At 41.0% G+C, this 17,805-nt stretch carries 23 protein-coding genes and 1 tRNA gene; 19 read left to right on the plus strand and 5 right to left on the minus strand.

Annotated elements, in window-relative coordinates:
• Positions 1-544 precede the first annotated feature (544 nt).
• The 5 genes from pdhA to fba all read left to right on the plus strand — a co-directional run bounded on the left by pdhA (position 545) and on the right by fba (position 4,930).
• Positions 545-1,579, plus strand: a complete 1,035-nt coding sequence (pdhA, locus tag ACMX3D_RS18620) for a pyruvate dehydrogenase (acetyl-transferring) E1 component subunit alpha (RefSeq protein ID WP_482747354.1) — start codon at positions 545-547, stop codon at positions 1,577-1,579.
• 149 nt (positions 1,580-1,728) lie between these two features.
• A complete protein-coding gene (locus ACMX3D_RS18625) occupies positions 1,729-2,598 on the plus strand; it encodes an aldose epimerase family protein (RefSeq protein ID WP_482747355.1) in 870 nt (289 codons plus the stop codon).
• A 62-nt stretch (positions 2,599-2,660) separates the two neighbouring features.
• Positions 2,661-2,732, plus strand: a tRNA-Lys gene (locus ACMX3D_RS18630).
• Between the two features lie 156 nt (positions 2,733-2,888).
• Positions 2,889-3,578 carry a Uma2 family endonuclease gene (locus ACMX3D_RS18635; RefSeq protein ID WP_482747356.1) on the plus strand — a complete coding sequence of 230 codons (690 nt, stop codon included), beginning with the start codon at positions 2,889-2,891 and terminating at the stop codon, positions 3,576-3,578.
• 272 nt (positions 3,579-3,850) lie between these two features.
• Positions 3,851-4,930: a class II fructose-bisphosphate aldolase gene (fba, locus tag ACMX3D_RS18640; RefSeq protein WP_482747357.1), complete on the plus strand. Its 1,080-nt coding sequence runs from the start codon at positions 3,851-3,853 to the stop codon at positions 4,928-4,930.
• A gap of 145 nt (positions 4,931-5,075) precedes the next feature.
• Here fba and ACMX3D_RS18645 read toward each other — a convergent pair whose 3' ends face one another.
• Positions 5,076-5,207, minus strand: a complete 132-nt coding sequence (locus ACMX3D_RS18645) for a hypothetical protein (RefSeq protein ID WP_482747358.1) — start codon at positions 5,205-5,207, stop codon at positions 5,076-5,078.
• An 87-nt stretch (positions 5,208-5,294) separates the two neighbouring features.
• Between ACMX3D_RS18645 and ACMX3D_RS18650 the strand changes: the two genes are divergently transcribed.
• The 9 genes from ACMX3D_RS18650 (at position 5,295) to ACMX3D_RS18690 (ending at position 10,634) form a co-directional block, all read left to right on the plus strand.
• Positions 5,295-5,444, plus strand: coding sequence for a hypothetical protein (locus ACMX3D_RS18650; RefSeq protein ID WP_482747359.1), 150 nt, complete (start codon positions 5,295-5,297; stop codon positions 5,442-5,444).
• Between the two features lie 3 nt (positions 5,445-5,447).
• The gene (locus tag ACMX3D_RS18655) at positions 5,448-5,654 is read left to right on the plus strand and encodes a helix-turn-helix domain-containing protein (protein ID WP_482747360.1); all 207 of its coding nucleotides are present in this window, start codon (positions 5,448-5,450) and stop codon (positions 5,652-5,654) included.
• 74 nt (positions 5,655-5,728) lie between these two features.
• Entirely contained in the window at positions 5,729-5,959 is a 231-nt protein-coding gene (locus tag ACMX3D_RS18660) for a DUF433 domain-containing protein (protein WP_482747361.1), read from the plus strand.
• Positions 5,956-6,324, plus strand: a complete 369-nt coding sequence (locus ACMX3D_RS18665; protein ID WP_482747362.1) for a DUF5615 family PIN-like protein — start codon at positions 5,956-5,958, stop codon at positions 6,322-6,324. Before ACMX3D_RS18660 ends, ACMX3D_RS18665 begins: the two co-directional genes overlap by 4 nt.
• A 165-nt stretch (positions 6,325-6,489) precedes the next feature.
• Positions 6,490-6,819, plus strand: a complete 330-nt coding sequence (locus ACMX3D_RS18670) for a hypothetical protein (RefSeq protein ID WP_482747363.1) — start codon at positions 6,490-6,492, stop codon at positions 6,817-6,819.
• Positions 6,819-7,034: a hypothetical protein gene (locus tag ACMX3D_RS18675; protein WP_482747364.1), complete on the plus strand. Its 216-nt coding sequence runs from the start codon at positions 6,819-6,821 to the stop codon at positions 7,032-7,034. The genes ACMX3D_RS18670 and ACMX3D_RS18675 overlap by 1 nt, the downstream gene beginning before the upstream one ends.
• A complete protein-coding gene (locus ACMX3D_RS18680) occupies positions 7,031-7,552 on the plus strand; it encodes a hypothetical protein (RefSeq protein WP_482747365.1) in 522 nt (173 codons plus the stop codon). Before ACMX3D_RS18675 ends, ACMX3D_RS18680 begins: the two co-directional genes overlap by 4 nt.
• Positions 7,553-7,727: 175 nt before the next feature.
• The gene (gene ptsP / locus ACMX3D_RS18685; protein WP_482747366.1) at positions 7,728-10,223 is read left to right on the plus strand and encodes a phosphoenolpyruvate--protein phosphotransferase; all 2,496 of its coding nucleotides are present in this window, start codon (positions 7,728-7,730) and stop codon (positions 10,221-10,223) included.
• 102 nt (positions 10,224-10,325) lie between these two features.
• On the plus strand, positions 10,326-10,634 hold the full coding sequence (locus ACMX3D_RS18690; RefSeq protein WP_482747367.1) for a hypothetical protein: 309 nt from the start codon (positions 10,326-10,328) through the stop codon (positions 10,632-10,634).
• Positions 10,635-10,645: 11 nt separating this feature from the next.
• On the opposite strand, the gene ACMX3D_RS18695 is transcribed toward ACMX3D_RS18690, so the two are convergent.
• Both ACMX3D_RS18695 and ACMX3D_RS18700 read right to left on the minus strand, forming a co-directional pair.
• Complete coding sequence (locus tag ACMX3D_RS18695) at positions 10,646-11,494, minus strand: Rpn family recombination-promoting nuclease/putative transposase (RefSeq protein ID WP_482747368.1); 849 nt, start codon at positions 11,492-11,494, stop codon at positions 10,646-10,648.
• Positions 11,495-11,497: 3 nt separating this feature from the next.
• Positions 11,498-12,739, minus strand: coding sequence for a molybdopterin molybdotransferase MoeA (locus tag ACMX3D_RS18700; protein ID WP_482747369.1), 1,242 nt, complete (start codon positions 12,737-12,739; stop codon positions 11,498-11,500).
• Positions 12,740-12,972: 233 nt separating this feature from the next.
• Between ACMX3D_RS18700 and ACMX3D_RS18705 the strand changes: the two genes are divergently transcribed.
• Positions 12,973-13,650, plus strand: coding sequence for a DUF4230 domain-containing protein (locus tag ACMX3D_RS18705; protein ID WP_482747370.1), 678 nt, complete (start codon positions 12,973-12,975; stop codon positions 13,648-13,650).
• Positions 13,651-13,814: 164 nt separating this feature from the next.
• Here the strand turns inward: ACMX3D_RS18705 and ACMX3D_RS18710 are convergent, their stop codons facing one another.
• Together ACMX3D_RS18710 and ACMX3D_RS18715 are read right to left on the minus strand one after the other, a co-directional pair.
• On the minus strand, positions 13,815-14,102 hold the full coding sequence (locus ACMX3D_RS18710) for a DUF2442 domain-containing protein (RefSeq protein WP_482747371.1): 288 nt from the start codon (positions 14,100-14,102) through the stop codon (positions 13,815-13,817).
• A 3-nt stretch (positions 14,103-14,105) separates the two neighbouring features.
• Entirely contained in the window at positions 14,106-14,366 is a 261-nt protein-coding gene (locus tag ACMX3D_RS18715; RefSeq protein WP_482747372.1) for a DUF4160 domain-containing protein, read from the minus strand.
• A 145-nt stretch (positions 14,367-14,511) separates the two neighbouring features.
• On the opposite strand from ACMX3D_RS18715, the gene ACMX3D_RS18720 reads away from it, so the two are divergent.
• The 4 genes from ACMX3D_RS18720 to ACMX3D_RS18735 all read left to right on the plus strand — a co-directional run bounded on the left by ACMX3D_RS18720 (position 14,512) and on the right by ACMX3D_RS18735 (position 17,800).
• Positions 14,512-15,069 carry an RDD family protein gene (locus ACMX3D_RS18720; protein WP_482747373.1) on the plus strand — a complete coding sequence of 186 codons (558 nt, stop codon included), beginning with the start codon at positions 14,512-14,514 and terminating at the stop codon, positions 15,067-15,069.
• Positions 15,070-15,113: 44 nt separating this feature from the next.
• Positions 15,114-15,308, plus strand: a complete 195-nt coding sequence (gene rpmG / locus ACMX3D_RS18725) for a 50S ribosomal protein L33 (protein WP_083468823.1) — start codon at positions 15,114-15,116, stop codon at positions 15,306-15,308.
• Positions 15,309-15,310: 2 nt separating this feature from the next.
• Positions 15,311-15,526 carry a 30S ribosomal protein S18 gene (gene rpsR, locus ACMX3D_RS18730; protein ID WP_062296148.1) on the plus strand — a complete coding sequence of 72 codons (216 nt, stop codon included), beginning with the start codon at positions 15,311-15,313 and terminating at the stop codon, positions 15,524-15,526.
• A gap of 213 nt (positions 15,527-15,739) precedes the next feature.
• Positions 15,740-17,800 (plus strand): ribonuclease catalytic domain-containing protein, encoded by a 2,061-nt coding sequence (locus ACMX3D_RS18735; RefSeq protein WP_482747374.1) that lies wholly within the window; start codon positions 15,740-15,742, stop codon positions 17,798-17,800.
• Positions 17,801-17,805 lie beyond the last annotated feature (5 nt).

Below are 17,805 nucleotides of genomic sequence, written 5' to 3' on the forward strand. Positions count from 1 at the left end.
ATTAAACACTGCAAAACTGTGCTGCGATCGTTCATCATACTAATCATACCCAACTTATAAGCTTATCTGCTTGATGTATACGTAAGTATTTTCCCCGGCTATGCAGTGATAGTAGCAATACTTGTAATGGTAGATGCTAATAATAACAAGGATTAAAATGTTACCATGCTCAAGTCTTGATCACAAGTATCTAGCAAAATAAATTCAGTTGCGGCGTTAATTTTGAAGGAAATTGTTAATAGATATGCAGAAACCAAGCTATCCTGATTGATAGCCTATGTACAGGATTTGGGATTGTAAAACAACAGAGGGCAGCATGAGAAGTCATGTATTGCATTTAAGGTGTAAAAATCGCAGATAGCGAATTATAAAATTCCAGAATTCACCTATTTATTTCCTCTAATCCCAATAATCCTTCTTAGCGCATAAATTTTAAGTTTTTGTCTCCAGCAAAACCTAGCTTAGACAAAGCAGCTGATTTGTCAGAAAGCGGCCTATTTAACGTGGTAAATTTCAGTTTTACAACAGGGATACTAAAAAAATAATGATTCAAGAACGGACGTTACCTAAATTTGATACTGCCAGCGCCAAAATCACCAAAGAAGAAGGCTTAATGCTTTACGAAGACATGGTGTTAGGACGCTTTTTTGAAGATAAATGCGCTGAAATGTACTATAGGGGCAAAATGTTTGGTTTTGTCCACCTATATAACGGTCAAGAAGCTGTTTCGACTGGCGTTATCAAAGCAATGCGTCCGGGAGAAGATTTCGTTAGCAGTACCTACCGCGACCACGTTCACGCCCTGAGTGCCGGAGTTCCAGCCAGAGAAGTCATGGCCGAATTATTTGGCAAAGAGACAGGTTGCAGCAAAGGACGCGGTGGTTCCATGCACATGTTTTCTGCGGAACATGGTTTGTTGGGTGGCTACGCTTTCGTCGCAGAAGGGATTCCTGTTGCGGCTGGTGCAGCTTTTCAAAGCAAATATCGCCGCGAAGTTTTGGGCGACCCCAACGCTGACCAAGTAACCGCTTGCTTCTTTGGTGATGGTGCTGCTAACAACGGTCAGTTTTTTGAAACACTAAATATGGCAGCTTTATGGAAACTGCCAATTATTTTTGTGGTGGAAAATAATAAATGGGCAATTGGGATGGCTCATGACCGCGCCACCTCTGACCCAGAAATTTACAAAAAAGCCAGCGTATTTAACATGGTGGGCGTAGAAGTAGACGGTATGGACGTACTCGCAGTTCGGTCTGTAGCCCAAGAAGCCGTCGCCCGCGCTCGTGCTGGAGAAGGCCCAACATTAATTGAAGCCCTTACCTACCGCTTCCGTGGTCACTCCTTGGCCGATCCGGACGAACTGCGAACCAAAGCCGAGAAAGAATTTTGGTTCTCCCGTGACCCAATTAAGAAGCTGGCTGCTTATATGGTGGAACAAAATTTAGCCAGTGAAGAAGAACTAAAGGCAATTGACAAGAAGATTCAGGACGTGATTGACGAAGCAGTTAAGTTTGCCGAAAGCAGTCCTGAACCAGATCCTAGCGAATTGTATCGCTTTATATTTGCAGAAGACGAGTAATTATTAGAAACTAGGGACTAGCTTATAATTACCGTAGGTTGGGTGTAACGAAGTGGAACCCAACGCTTTTGTTGGGTTACGCTACGCTCTACCCAAACTACAGGAACTAAACTCTAACCTCTAGCCTCTAGCCTCTAAGGAATAAAATTGTGTATACCGTTACGGTTAAACAGCAACAGTACAAAACCCACGTTCTGTCGGAACAAAACTCTGGTTCTGAATTAGAAGTTGTCCCAGAACGGGGTGGTATCATCACAGGCTGGCGTGTTCAAGGTCAAGAAATTCTTTATTTGGATAAAGAGCGTTTTGCTAACCCTGATTTGAGTGTCAGGGGTGGAGTCCCAATTCTTTTTCCTATTTGTGGCAACCTACCAGATAATTCCTACACCTACAACGGGCAGCAATATACCCTCAAACAGCATGGCTTTGCCCGTGATTTACCTTGGGAAGTGGAGGAAGTATCTGATGATAATACGACTTATCTTAAACTCCATCTTGTCAGCAACGAGCAAACCAAAGCCTTATATCCCTTTGATTTTCATTTAAGTTTCAGTTACAAAATCAACGGGAATACTCTGGAAATTCAGCAACATCTGCATAACTCCTCTGCAACATCGATACCCTTTTCCACCGGGTTTCATCCTTACTTCCTCACCCAGGATAAAATACAGCTAGAGTTTGCCATTCCTGCTGGAGAATATCAAGACCAGAGAACTAAGGAAATTAAATTCTTTAGTGGGAATTTTGATTTCAACGTAGATGAAATTGATGTTGCCTTCAAGCCGCTAACTGGTAAATCGGCTACAGTCACGGACAATAGCAGTAAATTAAAATTGACTTTAGAATACGGCGATGACTATCCCATCGTGGTATTTTGGACGCTCAAAGGCAAAGACTTTTATTGTCTGGAACCTTGGAGCGCACCGCGCAACTCTCTAAACACAGGCGAACACTTGACTGTTTTAGAGCCAGGAGCCAGCTATCAAGCATCTGTTAGATTGACAGCAAATTTTTTCTAGAAACCCCTTTACAAATCTATAGATGTTCGTGCTATGATGGCAAAGTTGCGAAGGAAGCGCAAGGGTCGCTAACTCAACGGTAGAGTACTCGGCTTTTAACCGATTAGTTCCGGGTTCGAATCCCGGGCGACCCATATAGAAAGGAAACAGGCTTGCTGAAACTCGAAGTTGAGGCAAGTCTTATTGTATGTGGGGATTCGGAAAAGGCGATGTCCAAGGACAAGCCGCTCCGCGTCTACGCACAAATAATTCTGTAGGATAGGCATAAGCTCAACCAAGATGCGATCGCTATGGTCAAAACTCCTCCACAACATCGAACAATTCCTCAGTTAGAAAACGGCGACAAACTCACCCGCTATGAATTTGAGCGTCGTTATAACGCTATGCCTAACGTCAAAAAAGCTGAATTAATCGAAGGAATTGTTTATATAATGCCTGCTGCGTTACGTTTTAGAAGTCATGGTGAACCGCACAGTACCATAATCGGTTGGTTATTTACTTATCGAACTGCTACACCTAATGTATTTTTAGCGATCGAACCCACTGTACGTTTAGATTTGGATAATGAACCTCAACCAGATGCGGTTTTACTTATTGACCAAGCAGCAGGCGGTCAAGCAAGGGAGAGTGAGGATGATTATATCGAAGGTGCGCCAGAGTTAGTTGTAGAGATTGCTGCAAGTAGTGTAGCGATTGACCTTCATGCAAAAAAACAAGCTTATCGCCGCAATGGAGTTAAAGAATATATTGTCTGGCAAGTTCTCGATCAAAAATTGACTTGGTTTTATTTGGAACAAGGTGAATATTTAGAATTAATATCTGATCATGATGGAATTATGCGAAGTCAGGTTTTTCCCGGTTTGTGGTTAGCGGCTACAGAGTTATTAACGGGAAATTTGGAAGCTGTGGTGAGTGTTTTACAAGCAGGCTTGCAATCTTCTGAACACGCAGCATTTGTTGAGAAACTGGAAGCGAAATGAAGTGCGTAGGCAAAGCCCGCCGCAGGCATTGCCTGTATATTTGCATCATCTGGAATAACACACTACCAAAACAAAAAACTGTAACGTAGCATACTTGACAGTCGTTGAAGTCAAGCATAAGGCATCTTGATGAGAGATGGCGTAAACTTTTTCAACATAAACACCCGACACTAGTTATAATTTCCTATAAGTTGAAAAAACTCTTAAGATTAGCGTAACTTTTACGCTTGTCTCACACCGACTAGCTGACAACCACATTAGGAGGACTATCTATGGCGCTGGTACCAATGCGGCTGCTGTTGGATCACGCGGCTGAGAACGGTTACGGCATCCCAGCTTTTAACGTTAACAACCTGGAGCAAATTCAGGCAATTATGAAGGCGGCTGAAGAAACAGATAGCCCCGTCATTTTGCAAGCTTCTCGTGGCGCTCGTAACTATGCAGGTGAAAACTTCCTGCGCCACCTGATTTTGGCTGCTGTAGAGACATATCCTCACATTCCCATTGTGATGCACCAAGATCATGGTAATGCTCCTTCTACCTGCTACTCAGCTATCAAGAATAACTTCACCAGCGTAATGATGGATGGTTCCTTGGAAGCTGATGCTAAAACCCCTGCCAGCTTCGAGTACAACGTTAATGTTACCCGTGAAGTTGTAAATGTAGCTCATGCTTTGGGCGTAAGTGTAGAAGGTGAACTCGGTTGCTTGGGTTCTCTGGAAACCGGCGCGGGTGAAGCTGAAGATGGTCACGGTTTTGAAGGTACTCTTGACCACTCCCAACTGTTAACCGACCCCGATGAAGCTGTTAGCTTTGTAGAAGCAACCCAAGTAGATGCTTTGGCTGTAGCTATTGGTACAAGCCACGGTGCTTACAAGTTTACCCGCAAACCAACTGGCGAAATTTTGGCTATCAGCCGTATTGAAGAAATTCACCGTCGCCTACCTAACACCCACTTGGTAATGCACGGTTCTTCTTCCGTACCTGAAGATTTAATCGCTTTGATTAACGAGTACGGCGGTGCTATTCCTGAAACCTACGGCGTACCTGTAGAAGAAATTCAAAAAGGTATCAAGAGTGGTGTTCGTAAAGTTAACATCGACACCGACAACCGTTTGGCTATCACCGCAGCTGTGCGCGAAGCTTTAGCAAAAGCTCCCAAGGAATTTGATCCCCGTCACTTCCTCAAGCCTTCTATCAAATATATGCAGAAGGTTTGTGCTGAACGCTATGTACAATTCGGTACTGCTGGTAACGCAAGCAAGATTAAGCAAGTTACTTTAGAAGATTTTGCTGCTAAGTATGCTAAAGGTGAATTGAACGCTGTCACCAAGGCTGCTGCTAAAGTTTAATTTAGCTAAAGAATTATAGGGAACACATTAGTGTTTCCTTTAACTGAGGGTTTTAATATTAAAAATAAACCGGGAAACATCAAAGTTTCTCGGTTTTTTGTTGAAATTAGAACAGGGGACAGGTAAGAAGTGACAGGTGACAGATTTAAAAATCTTGTGCCGTCTCAGAGTCAAATATAATTACATGGCTGGCGGTAGGTAATAATCGCTGAAGAATTTGCCTGTAAGCATCTGCATCATGATGACGATGAAACCTAGCTACTACTATCCTTTGCATATTGGGTAGTTAACGAATAATACACCAAGGATGACTATTTAATTTTGACTTTGAGGTTGGTATCATAGGTTAATACTTTCCCACTTTGTGGGATGTGTTAGGAATAGCGATCGCTCTGTTGTTTTCCAGGCAAGACGAGCGATCGCTTTTGATGTGTTTACTTCAAAAATCGAGATTTCGATTTTTGAGGCTAAAACTATTAAAAATCGAAATCTCGATACTGTCAAGTCAGGATAATGTGTGTTTAAATTGCGAATTAAAGAACTTGCTACGGCGCGAGGTTGGACACTCAAGGAAGTATCTGAGCGTTCTGGACTTCCCTACAGCACTGTTGCAACTTACGCAAACTCACCTGGAATGTCAATGGCTAATTTAATGTCTGTGCTAAAGCTGGCGCGTGTCTTTGATGTATCGATTGAAGAGTTGATAGAAGTGGTGGAAGATTAGGCAGATAAAAACCTATATCCCAATAATTTAAAATAACGATAAATCAGGTCGTTGATTTTATAACAGAAATACTTATGAATCAGCTAACTAGAATTACATTCAACCCTGAAGTCATGGGAGGTAAACCTTGTATTCGTGGTTTGCGGGTAACTGTTGGTACTCTTGTTGGATTAATGGCATCTGGTAGAACTCCAGAAGAAATTCTCAAAGCCTATCCTTATTTAGAATTAGCTGATATTTATGAGGCTTTAGCTTATGCAGCTTGGCGGGTTGAGGAGATAGAATTGCCTCTAACTTCAGCATGAAAATTCTTATTGATATGAATCTTTCACCGGAATGGGTGGAAACTTTTGTACAAGCAGGTATTGAAGCTGTTCATTGGTCAACTATTGGAAATCCTGGTGCAACAGACCGTGTAATTATGACTTGGGCTGTTGATAACAACTACATTGTGTTTACAAATGATTTAGATTTTGGAACACTTTTAGCAGCTACTCAAGCCAACTCCCCTAGTGTCGTGCAAGTACGTACTCAAGATTTATTACCTGCTGCTATTGGGGAGTTAGTAATTACAACTTTACTTCAATTCCAAACACAACTAGAAGCCGGTGTCTTGATGACAATAGACCGTTCTCGTTCAAGAGTAAGAATTTTGCCGATTAGAAGCTAGTTATAAACAGAATTAATAAAGATATGCTGGGCGGTCTTTCGTTACATTAGCCGTTTATTCTAAGTAATGTATGGAGAACTAAGTAAGTTGAGTTGCCAATGTGATAACCAAAGCATAAGTGTGGGAATAATAATCACAGCGAAAGTGAATTAAGAGGCAAATGCTGTGATTGAACTGATAGTAGGATGTGTCAAAAAACTGTTCAACTCTTCCCAAGTTGAGAAGTTTACACCAGTAGAAAAATTAACACCTAGCCTAATGGGCTACTATTTTGAGCATGAAGAACTCAAACGTTTAATGGATAGGCTAGAAAGTTTTGAAACAGTTAAGTTTACAGACGTTTATGGTGAGAGAATTACACGTCAGGGTATCGATAAACGTTTTGGCAAAGATGGCGGAATTGACTGCATTATCCAGATAATTGCCCCAACCGAGAGAGGTGCAAAAAATGTAGCAACACGTATCAGAAATATCCTTATCAATGGTGATTATTAATGTCTCAACAAAAAATTGCCTTGGAGTTTAAGGATCGTCATCTGACTCGTCCAATGCTTGATGGAATAGTAGGCGCTCAACTTCGCGCTGTTCCAGATGCAACAGAAATTATAATTCGATGTCGTTCAGCTGCAAAAACAGCGTATGATGCGGTTGATTCATACGGTATCAGAATAACTATAGTCGCTAGAGAAAAGACTCCTCAAGACTCATGAAGTACACTTTAAATTTTTCAATGAAATTAGAAAAAGACGGTTCTTATATTGTCTACAATCCACAAGAATTTACCGAACAGCCAATTTTAATATCCTTTCCAGATATTGTAAGCACTTTTGAGCGTTTTATCGCAAAATTTGAGGAAGTTGGCATTGTAGATAATCTGCCAATTCAAAAGGCTCAAAATGATAAAAAAAACAGAAGGGATAAAGTCAGGAGTCAAAAGCAATTACCTGAACAAAAATCCATTAATAAATCTATCACTTTGAAAGGTTTGTCTGGTAGGGCATATATTTGTAAATCAAAAGATTTAGATGAAAATGTCCTTAATCAATTCTGCTCGGAACTGACAGATTATATTCACAAATTTGGCTCAGAACTTTCTTCAAAAACCTTTCTTTCAAAAGAAATAAGTTTCTCTGGGCTAAGGGAGGTTATTGAGTTACGTAGTTATTTAGTTAAATATACGAAGGATAAACAAATAGCCAATGGATATTTGTACGTCATGGTTATGTAAAAATAGTTTGGACTATTTCTGAATATCAAGTAAAATCGCATCCTTGCCCTAGCTGCAAAACCTCATTCTAAATATTTTTGGACAATTGCAACGGTAATGAAATATTGATGCTATTTTGGACTGCAACGAGTAGCTTGCTCAATCTCAGACTCTCAACAAAGTTGATGGTGTTGCAGTGGTCGGAATAGTTATCGTTTCTCACAGTAAACAATTGGCTCTGGGTGTGCAGGAACTCGCTGCACAAATGGTTCAGGACAAAGTTGCCATTGCGGTGGCGGCTGGTATTGAAGATGCAGAAAATCCACTCGGTACGGATGCACTGAAGATTTATAAGGCGATCGCATCTGTATTTAGTGATGATGGTGTATTGGTTTTGATGGATCTCGGTAGTGCCGTCATGAATGCAGAAATGGCTGTGGAGTTCTTACCAGAAGCACATCAAGAAAAAGTATACCTCTGTGAAGCACCACTGGTAGAAGGTGCGATCGCAGCAGCCGTTGCAGCCGCTACAGGTAAAAATATCCAGCAGGTAATGGCAGAAGCGAGAGGAGCATTAAACGCCAAAGCTACACAATTAAGCGTTACTAATATAACAATTGACAGTAGTACTAATACTCAACCCATAACGAGTGCAGCTTATCCTAGTAGAGAAATTCGACTGACTGTTCATAATCGTTTAGGCTTACACGCGCGTCCGGCGGCGCAGTTTGTCGCCACAGCCGCAAAATTTCAATCTCGAATTCATGTGCAGAATTTAACTAGAAATACAGCAGTTGTCCGGGGTGACAGTATTAACCAAGTTGGAACTTTAGGCGTGCGCCAAGGACACGAAGTATTAATTACTGCGACTGGTGTTGATGCTGATGCAGCACTAGCAGCTTTACAAACCTTATTTGCTAATAACTTTGGTGAAGATGATACTGCTGTTGTGTCTCCACTAACAACACAGCAAGAAGCAACTCTAGCGACTCATGGCGAACTTTCAGGAATTGCGGCTTCTCCAGGAGTTGCGATCGCACCTGTAATTCATTATGAACCTGCCCCGGTGACGGTAACACAATACCATGTCAACGATCCGGAAGCAGAATGTCAGCGTTTACAGTCAGCCATTCACACGGCTCAACAAGAAATTCAGATAATTTTCTCGCAAGCATCATTTCAAATAGGTGATACAGAAGCCGCAATTTTTGATGCTCATTTACTATTTTTAGAAGATCCAGTGTTGCTAGAAACTGTGCAGCAACGCATCATGGAACATCACCTGAATGCAGAAGCAGCTTGGCAAGCCGCAATTGATGAAGTTGCAACTTCCTACCGCACCTTAGATGATGCGTATTTACAAGAACGTGTCGAAGATGTGGTGGATGTTGGACAAAGAGTGCTGCGACTGTTAGCCGGAAGTGCCGCTACTAGCTTGCATCTCACAGAACCAGCAATTTTACTAGCCACAGACTTGACACCTTCAGACACAGCCGGTTTAGATCCCAGCAAGGTACTCGGTATTTGTACAGTGTCGGGAAGTGCCACATCTCACAGCGCCATTATTGCGCGGACATTGGGAATTCCCGCCGTTTTGGGTGTTAATCCAGAAGTGTTGCGGTTGCAAGATGGTACATTAATGGCACTAGATGGTGAAAGTGGCAAGGCTTGGGTAGAACCAGAACCCGATATTCTCGGTGCATTGGAGGCTAAACGAGAAGCTTGGCAAACAGCCAAACAAGAAGCACTCGCCAAGGCGCATCAACCAGCAATTACCCGTGATGGAAAACAGGTAAATGTCCTTGCAAATATTGGCAGTATCGCAGATGTACAAGTGGCTGTGGCTGGTGGTGCAGAAGGTGTGGGACTACTGCGGACTGAGTTTTTGTATTTAAATAGGAACACCGCACCCACAGAAGAAGAACAACTAGCAGTGTATCAGGCGATCGCCCAAGTTTTAGATAACCGTCCGTTAATTATCCGCACTCTAGATGTCGGCGGCGACAAGCCATTACCTTATTTGAGATTCGGCATTCCCGAAGCCAACCCTTTCTTAGGCTGGCGGGGTATACGTTTCTGTTTAGATCATCCCGATTTATTTAAAACTCAATTACGGGCTATTTTACGCGCCAGCGCAGAACACAATATTAAGGTAATGTTCCCGATGATTGCGAGTGTGACAGAAGTACGCACCGCTAAGGCAATTTTAGGTGAAGTACAGGCAGAACTACGCCAAGCAGGTATCAGCTTCAGTGAAAATATGGAAGTGGGTGTGATGATAGAAGTCCCCGCAGCAGTCGCTATAGCTGATCATTTAGCCGCAGAAGTCAACTTTTTCAGTATCGGAACTAATGATTTAAGCCAGTATGTCATGGCAGGCGATCGCAATAACCCCAGAGTAGCTTATTTAGCCGATGCTTTACATCCTGCCGTATTGCGAATGATACAACAAACTGTACAAGCTGCCCACGCCGCCGGAATTTGGGTAGGATTATGTGGAGAATTAGCCGCAGATCCCACAGCCGCAGGAATATTAATAGGTTTAGGGTTAGATGAATTGAGTGTGAATCCTCAAGCTATTGGGATAGTTAAACAGGCGATCGCAAAATTAACTGTAGCTCAAGCTGAGGCGATCGTAGCAACAGCCTTACAACTAGATTCTGCAAATGATGTTAGAGCTTTAGTCCAGTGAAATGCTCACGCGAAGTCGCAAAGGCGCAAAGAAATCTAACTTTTATACTCTGTGTTCTCTGTGTCTCTGTGGTGCGTTAAAAATAAAAAAACAGCTACAAATATGGTTATTTTTGTTGATGTTAATGATACTCTCGTTCGCTCATTTGGGACAAAGCGTATTCCTATAACAAGTGTTATCGAGACAATTCGACAACTCAAAATAAAAGGAGCAGTTCTCTACTGTTGGAGTAGTGGCGGTAGTGAATATGCCCGTGCTTCAGCTATAGAATTAGGACTGGATGATTGTTTTATTGGTTATCTTCCCAAACCAAACGTAATGATTGACGACCAGCCTTTTCAGTCATGGCGCAGCTTACGTCATGTTTATCCTTTACAAACTGACAGTTTGCTTGATGAGCCAAGTATTTAGTTATTACTTGTTCAACTATTTTCTTGTTGTTCTAATAAATTAACCAAATCAGATATTGTAGAAAAATCTACAAATTCCTCACCCAATATCTCCAATTGTTCAGTAGATAATACTCGGATACGCTCAATAATCGACGAGTCTATCTCACCAAAACGTCGAGTTAACTGACGCATCAAAAACCGGAAGGCTTCTTCTTGTTGTCCCTGTTCTTTTCCCTGTTGTTGTCCCTTCTGTAAAATATCCTGATAAATTACTGACTCTTGCATAACATCCTCGCTTAAAAATTGACGAATTAATCCTTTTTCAAATTTCAAACCAGCTAAAATCTCGGTGTAAGCTACAATATCTTGCCTAATATTTCTATCAGGAATTCTAGCAAGACTCTGGGCAACCTGCGACAGCAACCGTTGAGGTGAGGTTGTGCGTGTTAATGGTGCTAAAGGTAATAATGCAGGGTTATCGATAAATATTGCTGAGTCTTCCTCCCACATTCGTAGAACTCGGTAACGGTGAGTAGTTGTCTCATTTACATATTCTTCGGTAAAAGCAATTTCGTTATTTGTCTCTTGCAAAAAAATCACTACCTGGGTTACAGGGACATTATATTGACGTATTAACCTTACCGAATAATCCAGCATCCTGAATGGAAGCGGAGGATTTGAGATGGTGCGAGTTTGAAATTCGATATGTAAAATTCGATTGGTTGTTTGCAAAAATGTTACAGAATCGTCACGAATTGGTTCTAAACTCAATTCGGTTTTCAACACCTTAACTTGTGTCGATTCTTCATTGAGTAACCAATTAACAAATTCTGCTGGATATTTTTCAGCTAATACTTTACAAACATTGTCAAAGCTCATAATTTACACCGTAGCAATTAACAAAACTTGAACTTCTTCTTCTGGTGAAATTAAAGTTTGACCGACTGGTAAAACTGCTAAGGCGTTAGTTTGAGCTAAGTTAATTAAATTGCCGGAACTATGACTACCGCCAGCTTTGTGAAATTCGTAAACGCCGTTAACTAAATTTAAGCGTCCCAAAATATAAGTTTCGCGTTTGCCATTGGCGCGTAATTCATCAGGCGATCGCACCTTTAAAAATCTTGCCTCCCAACCTTCAGCAAGTCCAGCCAATTTTTTAATTGCTGGTTGTACAAACCGCCAAAAATTTACTAAAGCAGAAACAGGATTTCCTGGTAAACCAAAGTAAAGTGCTGAGTTTTGATTAGAAAAATTCGCAACAGTTAAAGGTTTGCCCGGAGTCATTTCCACAGCACGAATATGAATTTCTGCACCTAAAGCTTCTAAAATTTTGTCAACATAATCATATTCGCCAACAGAAACTCCACCAGAAGAAAGCACAATATCAGCATTAGCGATGGCGTAGGCAATTGTTTCTTGTAAAGCAACTGCATTATCTTTAACAATGCCTAATAATAAAGGTTCTGCTCCACTTTCTTTGACTAAAGTTGCCAGGGCATAATTATTAGAATCGACAATTTGCCCTGGTTGTAGTGGTGTATCTGGTGTGACTAACTCATCGCCAGTTGAAAAAATTGCTACTTTTGGACGGCGGTAAACTTTGACTTGGGGACACTGTGCTGCTGCTAATACCGCTATTTCTGACGCCTTTAATTTAATTCCTGCTGGTAACAGTTGAGTTCCAGCTTGATAGTAAGATGCTTTGCGTCGAACAAATTCTTTTGGTTGAGGTGCGGCTTGAATAAAAACGCAATTTTCCTCGCGGCGTGTCCTCTCTTGCATCACTACGGTATCTGCACCTGCTGGAATTACTGCACCAGTAAAAATTCTTGCTGCTTGTCCTGGTTGAATTGCGGTTTTAGGTTGATATCCAGCGGGGATTTCCTCAACAATTTCTAAGATGGCTGGCTTTTCAGCGTTAGCTTGCTGTACATCTTCGTAACGGACTGCATAGCCATCCATTGCGGAATTATCCCAATGGGGAAAATCTAGCTGGCTGGTGATGGGATTTGCCAGAATGCGATCGCTTGCTGCCAATAAATCTACAATTTCAATATCCCGTTCAGTATCTAACGGTTTGACCAAATTTAAAATAATTGCTTCTGCATCCCTAACTGGTAACATTGCTATTGCCTCAAGTTATTTACATAATTCTTCTTATTAAGAAAACTACTATTTATCTGTTTGGGTAATTAGTAAATCTTTCAGATTTTATAAAGTAAATTTAAAATGGATTTCTGACACAGCGAAATTACTGATATCAATTATTTTAAGAGTAAAGACGCGAGCTATATATCCGTATTATAAGTTACCAATATTACTATTACTCTCTAAATACAATCTAAAAGGCATTAGTGATGACTTCTTTCAGTGGCTTAATGCAGACAATACAAGGTGCTACAGGTATTTTTGTTGACATCAAAAAAACAGCAATCGCAGTAATAATATTTTCTCTCTCTATACTTTTGTTGAGCTTTTATATTTTTTCTGGTCATTGGTTTACTACTAAGAGTGAGACAAAAATACAAACAGTTATTCTTGGTGGATTAAAAGAAATAAGTGACTTTAACGTTGTGAAAATGCAAAGTAAAGCTACTGTAGTTGAACAAGAAAAAAATGTAGTTTTTTCTATTCCTTTGGGACAGACTAAAGTTATTTATGAAGGAGTAGGTACGATTCGTGTTGGAATGGATATGAAGTTACTTGAAGTTAAAGAATTGGATGAAAATAATCATTTAGTACATATTATCTTACCTCCACCATACATCACGGAGACTACTCTAGATGTTGAATCTTCACGTCTTTTAGATCATCATCGTGATGGAGTTAGTTTTAAATCAAAAATTGAACTACAAGACCAAGAACAAAGAGATGCTCTTAAAACCATTAGAGTAGAAGCTTGTGAAAATGGTATCATAGATACTGCTAATAAAAACGCAAAAGAACAAGCAGAAAAATTACTTTATGCAGCAGGCTATAGAAAAATTATCATAGATATTCAAGCGGCTAAATCTGGTAATTGTCCTATTTTCTAAAGATTTACCTCCATATAAATGGAGTATTAGAAACATTAAGGAATTCATAAAACAAACCAAAAAGCCCAACATATCCTTTGATAATGTTGGGTTTTATCATAAATAACTTGGTAAGCTATTTTTTATGTAAGCTAGTATTTAAAGCGATACACTGCTGCTATAGTTCAATCTTCATTTGCTGTTTTTGCAATTTGATAATTACTGATTGCTTCTCCCGTAATTTCTGCATAAAGTACATCGGGGTCAAAATCAGCACCGTTTTCCCAGTAAATAGTTCCCCATTCAGGATTTATTTTTACTTGTTTAAAATAGTTAATATCTTTTAGTGGTGCAAAAATTCCTGTAAAGGAAATGAATTTACTAATATCAATAATTCCTTGTTTGTCATCTTCAAATTTGATGTACAGTTGATAACTTTCTTTTGGTTCGACTGCAACAATGTCTTTGAGCATAACTTATTCCAGTGGTTCAATTTTTTCTAGAGGAGCATTGAGTCTAGCTTTTTCCCAGTTATCCATCAATTCTGTTTTATGTAAGTTTGCCCATTCAAGTACAAGCGCTAATACTCTAGACGAAAGTTTACCTTCTAATATTGATAAAGTATCAATATCAATAATTGCTTTTTGCTGATTATAGCGAACGTGGAAATGTGGTGGCGGATGGTCGTTATAATACATAGTGATAATAATTCCTAAAAAACGGCTAATTTCTGGCATTCGAGCAATCGCAAAGATAAAATTTTAGCTTTATTTGGCATGATTCTGAACTTTTTCAGCAAAGCCAGCACCAAGCTATCACCTTAATATTAAAAATAGAAGCATAGATTATTTCCCAACCGCTAAATAAAAATACCTATTTTATATGACTATCGAAAGAATTCCGCAAAAACACTATCCCAAAGCTGAGATTTGGCGGCGCGGTATGGCTTTGGGGCTGGATTTTTTAGGTGCTTGGTTAGTCAGTTCACTATTTGGTAGTAATAGCCTTGGTATTCAATTTGTCCAAATTTTAGTTTTTATCTTTTGTTGGCTGATTTTACGGGTAGTGGTGGTATTTAACAATCAAGGGCAAAGTTTGGGACGCTGGGCTTTTGACTTGAAAATCTTAGAAGTAGAAAATGGCCAAGTAGTAGGGAGAATTCCCCAGTTGCTGGCACTGGTGAAGCGAGAAGCTATAATTGGCTTTGGTGCTTTGTTGGTGTCGATCGCCCTCGGCAACATTAGAGCTAATCCCACTGCTATACTGCTATTACTTCCTCTGGCAATAGACTGTGGTGCAGCTTTCTCTGATCCCCAGTTGCGGCAAGCTTTGCATGACCGTTACGCTAGAACTTTTATAGTTTCGTCGCGTCGGGGCTACTCGCTCGATCTAAAAATCAAGCGTTTAGTTGATACTTTGCAACGAAATGTGCGAAGATAGTCATTTGTGTAAATTTCTCTTCAGGCTTTACTGTTTGTAAGATTATGGCTAAGAGTAAAGGTGTCCGCATAATTGTGACACTAGAATGTACCGAGTGTCGTAGCAACCCTGACAAACGTTCTCCTGGTGTGTCCCGGTATACCACCATGAAGAACCGTCGTAATACGACCAACCGCTTAGAACTGAATAAGTTCTGTACCCACTGCAACAAACATACCGTTCACAAGGAAATTAAGTAAAGATGAGTTATTATCGTCGCCGTCTGTCTCCAATTAAGCCAGGAGAGCCAATCGATTACAAAGATGTTGATTTACTGCGGAAGTTTATTACCGAACGAGGCAAAATTTTACCTCGCCGGATTACTGGGCTGACTTGTCAGCAACAGCGAGACTTAACATTAGCAATTAAACGGGCGCGGATTGTAGCGTTGTTGCCATTCATCAACGCTGAAGGCTAAATCAATTTTAAATTTAGGATTTTAGATTTTGGATCGACGGGAAAAGCTGATTGAAAGAATTGGCTTTGTCTTTCTGAGTCCAAAATCTCAAATCTGAATAATAAAGTGTAAAATTGATTCCTACATAAATATTGATAGGATTCAAGATTTAATAGTGTTTATTAAATCTAAAATCAAAAACCTAAAATCTAAAATTAAAAGAGTGCGAGGGTTGTGGAGAAGGGGACGCTAGTTGAATTTAGGGTTCAAGGCGATCGCCGTCTGGGTGTGGTAGATCGTCCAGATGGTAAGACCCGTTGGTTTGTGGTAGATGAACGCAGTCAATCCCACAGCCTCGCGCCGAGACAAATTACATATACAGTTAACGGACAAACTTACAAGTCCTCTGACATACCCAAATTTCTGGAGCAAGTCAAGCCTTATTTAGACCCATCCAGCTTGGAAGTGGCTTGGGAATTACTAGTAGAGGACGGGGAAGCAGTCACACCAACGCAAATGGCGAATCTGCTATTTTCCGAATCAGACCCAGCCCCTTGTTATGCAGCCCATTGCTTGTTATCAGATGACAAACTCTACTTCAAGCAAAAAGGCGATGCCTATGAACCGCGCACAACGGCGCAGGTAGCAGAACGTAAACACCAAATAGAAGTAGAAACCCTCAAAGCAAAGGGACAGCAGGAATTTTTGGAGCGTGTCGAGCAAGCGCTCAAAGGTGAAGCAGTAGAATGGCAACGCCATGACCGCCAGCGCCTAGAAGCATTAGAAAAATACGCAGCCTTAATGGCCGATATTGTGCGGGAGGGAGTAAAATATGATGCCCTAGCTAGGGCTTATCCTCCTCCAGCACCAGTCTTAGAAACCATGAATATGCTGGGGCGGCCTGCAACCCCCCAAGGAGCATTTCAATTATTAGTAGACCTGGGCTGGTGGAGTCCGTATGAAAACTTGTTCCTGCGTCGTTCGTCAATTCCAGTTCAGTTTCCTAGCAAGGTATTAGAAGTGGCGCAACAGCGTTTGGATTCCCCAACAACAGATTTAGATGCAAATCGCCTGGATTTGACTCATCTGAAGGTTTACACAATTGATGATGAAAGTACGACTGAGATAGATGATGGTCTCAGTTGGGAATCACTACCCGATGGCAGAGAAAGATTGTGGGTACATATTGCTGACCCTACGCGCTGGTTAGAGCCAGAAGATGACTTAGATTTAGAAGCTAGAAAGCGCGGTAGTACAGTTTATTTGCCCACAGGGATGATTCCCATGTTCCCGGAAATCTTGGCAACTGGGCCAATGAGTCTGGTACAGGGAAGAGTTTGTTGCGCCCTCAGTTTTGGAATTATTTTAGATAGTAATGGGGCAGTAGAAGATTACAGTATTCATGCCAGCTTAATTAAACCGACTTATCGGCTCACCTACGAAGATGTCGATGAGATGCTGGAATTAGGGGTACAAGCAGAACCAGAAATTGAAGCGATCGCAAACTGGGCAAAAAAGCGTAAATCTTGGCGTTACAACCAAGGAGCCATCAGCATTAATATGCCAGAGGCGATGATTAAAGTCAAAGGCGACGATATTAGTATTGATATCTTAGATGATTCCTCATCGCGGCAACTGGTAGCAGAAATGATGATTCTTGCTGGTGAAGTAGCCGCCCGTTACGGTCAAACCCATAATATACCCTTGCCCTTTCGTGGTCAGCCACAGCCAGAATTGCCACCGGAAGAAGAATTAATTCAGCTACCGGCAGGATTCGTTCGTGCTTGTGCTATGCGGCGCTGTATGCCCAAAAGTGAAATGAGCATCACCCCTGTACGCCATGCAGGTTTGGGTTTAGATACTTATACCCAAGCAACTTCACCCATCCGCCGTTACAGTGATTTGCTCACCCATTTTCAACTCAAAGCCCACCTCCGGGGTGAAGTGCTACCTTTTTCCGCAGAACAACTCAAAGAAGTGATGATGACTGTCTCTACCATTACCCAAGAGGTAACAATGGTGGAAAGACAAACTAATAGATATTGGGCATTAGAATATCTCCGTCGTCACCCTGAGCAAATTTGGTCAGTCACAGTTTTAATGTGGCTACGAGAAGACAGTAACTTAGCACTGATTCTATTAGAAGATTTGGGCTTGCAGTTGCCAATGGCTTTCAGACGTTCTGTGACATTAGGTGAACAGTTGTTAGTGAAAGTTAGCATTGCAGATCCGCAAAAAGATATGATCCAGTTTCAGGAAATCATGTATCAAGAAGCTCAGTCTGCGGCCAATTAATGCTC

The organism is Anabaena sp. TISTR 8404, assembly GCF_056847745.1.

What these genes read in the sequence shown, in the direction of transcription:
- rpsR (WP_062296148.1), top strand. Translation starts at nt 15,311, where the DNA reads ATGAGTTATTATCGTCGCCGTCTGTCTCCAATTAAGCCAGGAGAGCCA.
- ACMX3D_RS18720 (WP_482747373.1), top strand. Translation starts at nt 14,512, where the DNA reads ATGACTATCGAAAGAATTCCGCAAAAACACTATCCCAAAGCTGAGATT.
- ACMX3D_RS18695 (WP_482747368.1), bottom strand. Translation starts at nt 11,494, where the DNA reads ATGAGCTTTGACAATGTTTGTAAAGTATTAGCTGAAAAATATCCAGCA.
- fba (WP_482747357.1), top strand. Translation starts at nt 3,851, where the DNA reads ATGGCGCTGGTACCAATGCGGCTGCTGTTGGATCACGCGGCTGAGAAC.
- ACMX3D_RS18680 (WP_482747365.1), top strand. Translation starts at nt 7,031, where the DNA reads ATGAAGTACACTTTAAATTTTTCAATGAAATTAGAAAAAGACGGTTCT.
- ACMX3D_RS18705 (WP_482747370.1), top strand. Translation starts at nt 12,973, where the DNA reads ATGACTTCTTTCAGTGGCTTAATGCAGACAATACAAGGTGCTACAGGT.
- pdhA (WP_482747354.1), top strand. Translation starts at nt 545, where the DNA reads ATGATTCAAGAACGGACGTTACCTAAATTTGATACTGCCAGCGCCAAA.
- ACMX3D_RS18665 (WP_482747362.1), top strand. Translation starts at nt 5,956, where the DNA reads ATGAAAATTCTTATTGATATGAATCTTTCACCGGAATGGGTGGAAACT.
- ACMX3D_RS18715 (WP_482747372.1), bottom strand. Translation starts at nt 14,366, where the DNA reads ATGCCAGAAATTAGCCGTTTTTTAGGAATTATTATCACTATGTATTAT.
- ACMX3D_RS18690 (WP_482747367.1), top strand. Translation starts at nt 10,326, where the DNA reads ATGGTTATTTTTGTTGATGTTAATGATACTCTCGTTCGCTCATTTGGG.
- ACMX3D_RS18710 (WP_482747371.1), bottom strand. Translation starts at nt 14,102, where the DNA reads ATGCTCAAAGACATTGTTGCAGTCGAACCAAAAGAAAGTTATCAACTG.
- rpmG (WP_083468823.1), top strand. Translation starts at nt 15,114, where the DNA reads ATGGCTAAGAGTAAAGGTGTCCGCATAATTGTGACACTAGAATGTACC.
- ACMX3D_RS18645 (WP_482747358.1), bottom strand. Translation starts at nt 5,207, where the DNA reads ATGCAAAGGATAGTAGTAGCTAGGTTTCATCGTCATCATGATGCAGAT.
- ACMX3D_RS18675 (WP_482747364.1), top strand. Translation starts at nt 6,819, where the DNA reads ATGTCTCAACAAAAAATTGCCTTGGAGTTTAAGGATCGTCATCTGACT.
- ACMX3D_RS18700 (WP_482747369.1), bottom strand. Translation starts at nt 12,739, where the DNA reads ATGTTACCAGTTAGGGATGCAGAAGCAATTATTTTAAATTTGGTCAAA.
- ACMX3D_RS18660 (WP_482747361.1), top strand. Translation starts at nt 5,729, where the DNA reads ATGAATCAGCTAACTAGAATTACATTCAACCCTGAAGTCATGGGAGGT.
- ACMX3D_RS18635 (WP_482747356.1), top strand. Translation starts at nt 2,889, where the DNA reads ATGGTCAAAACTCCTCCACAACATCGAACAATTCCTCAGTTAGAAAAC.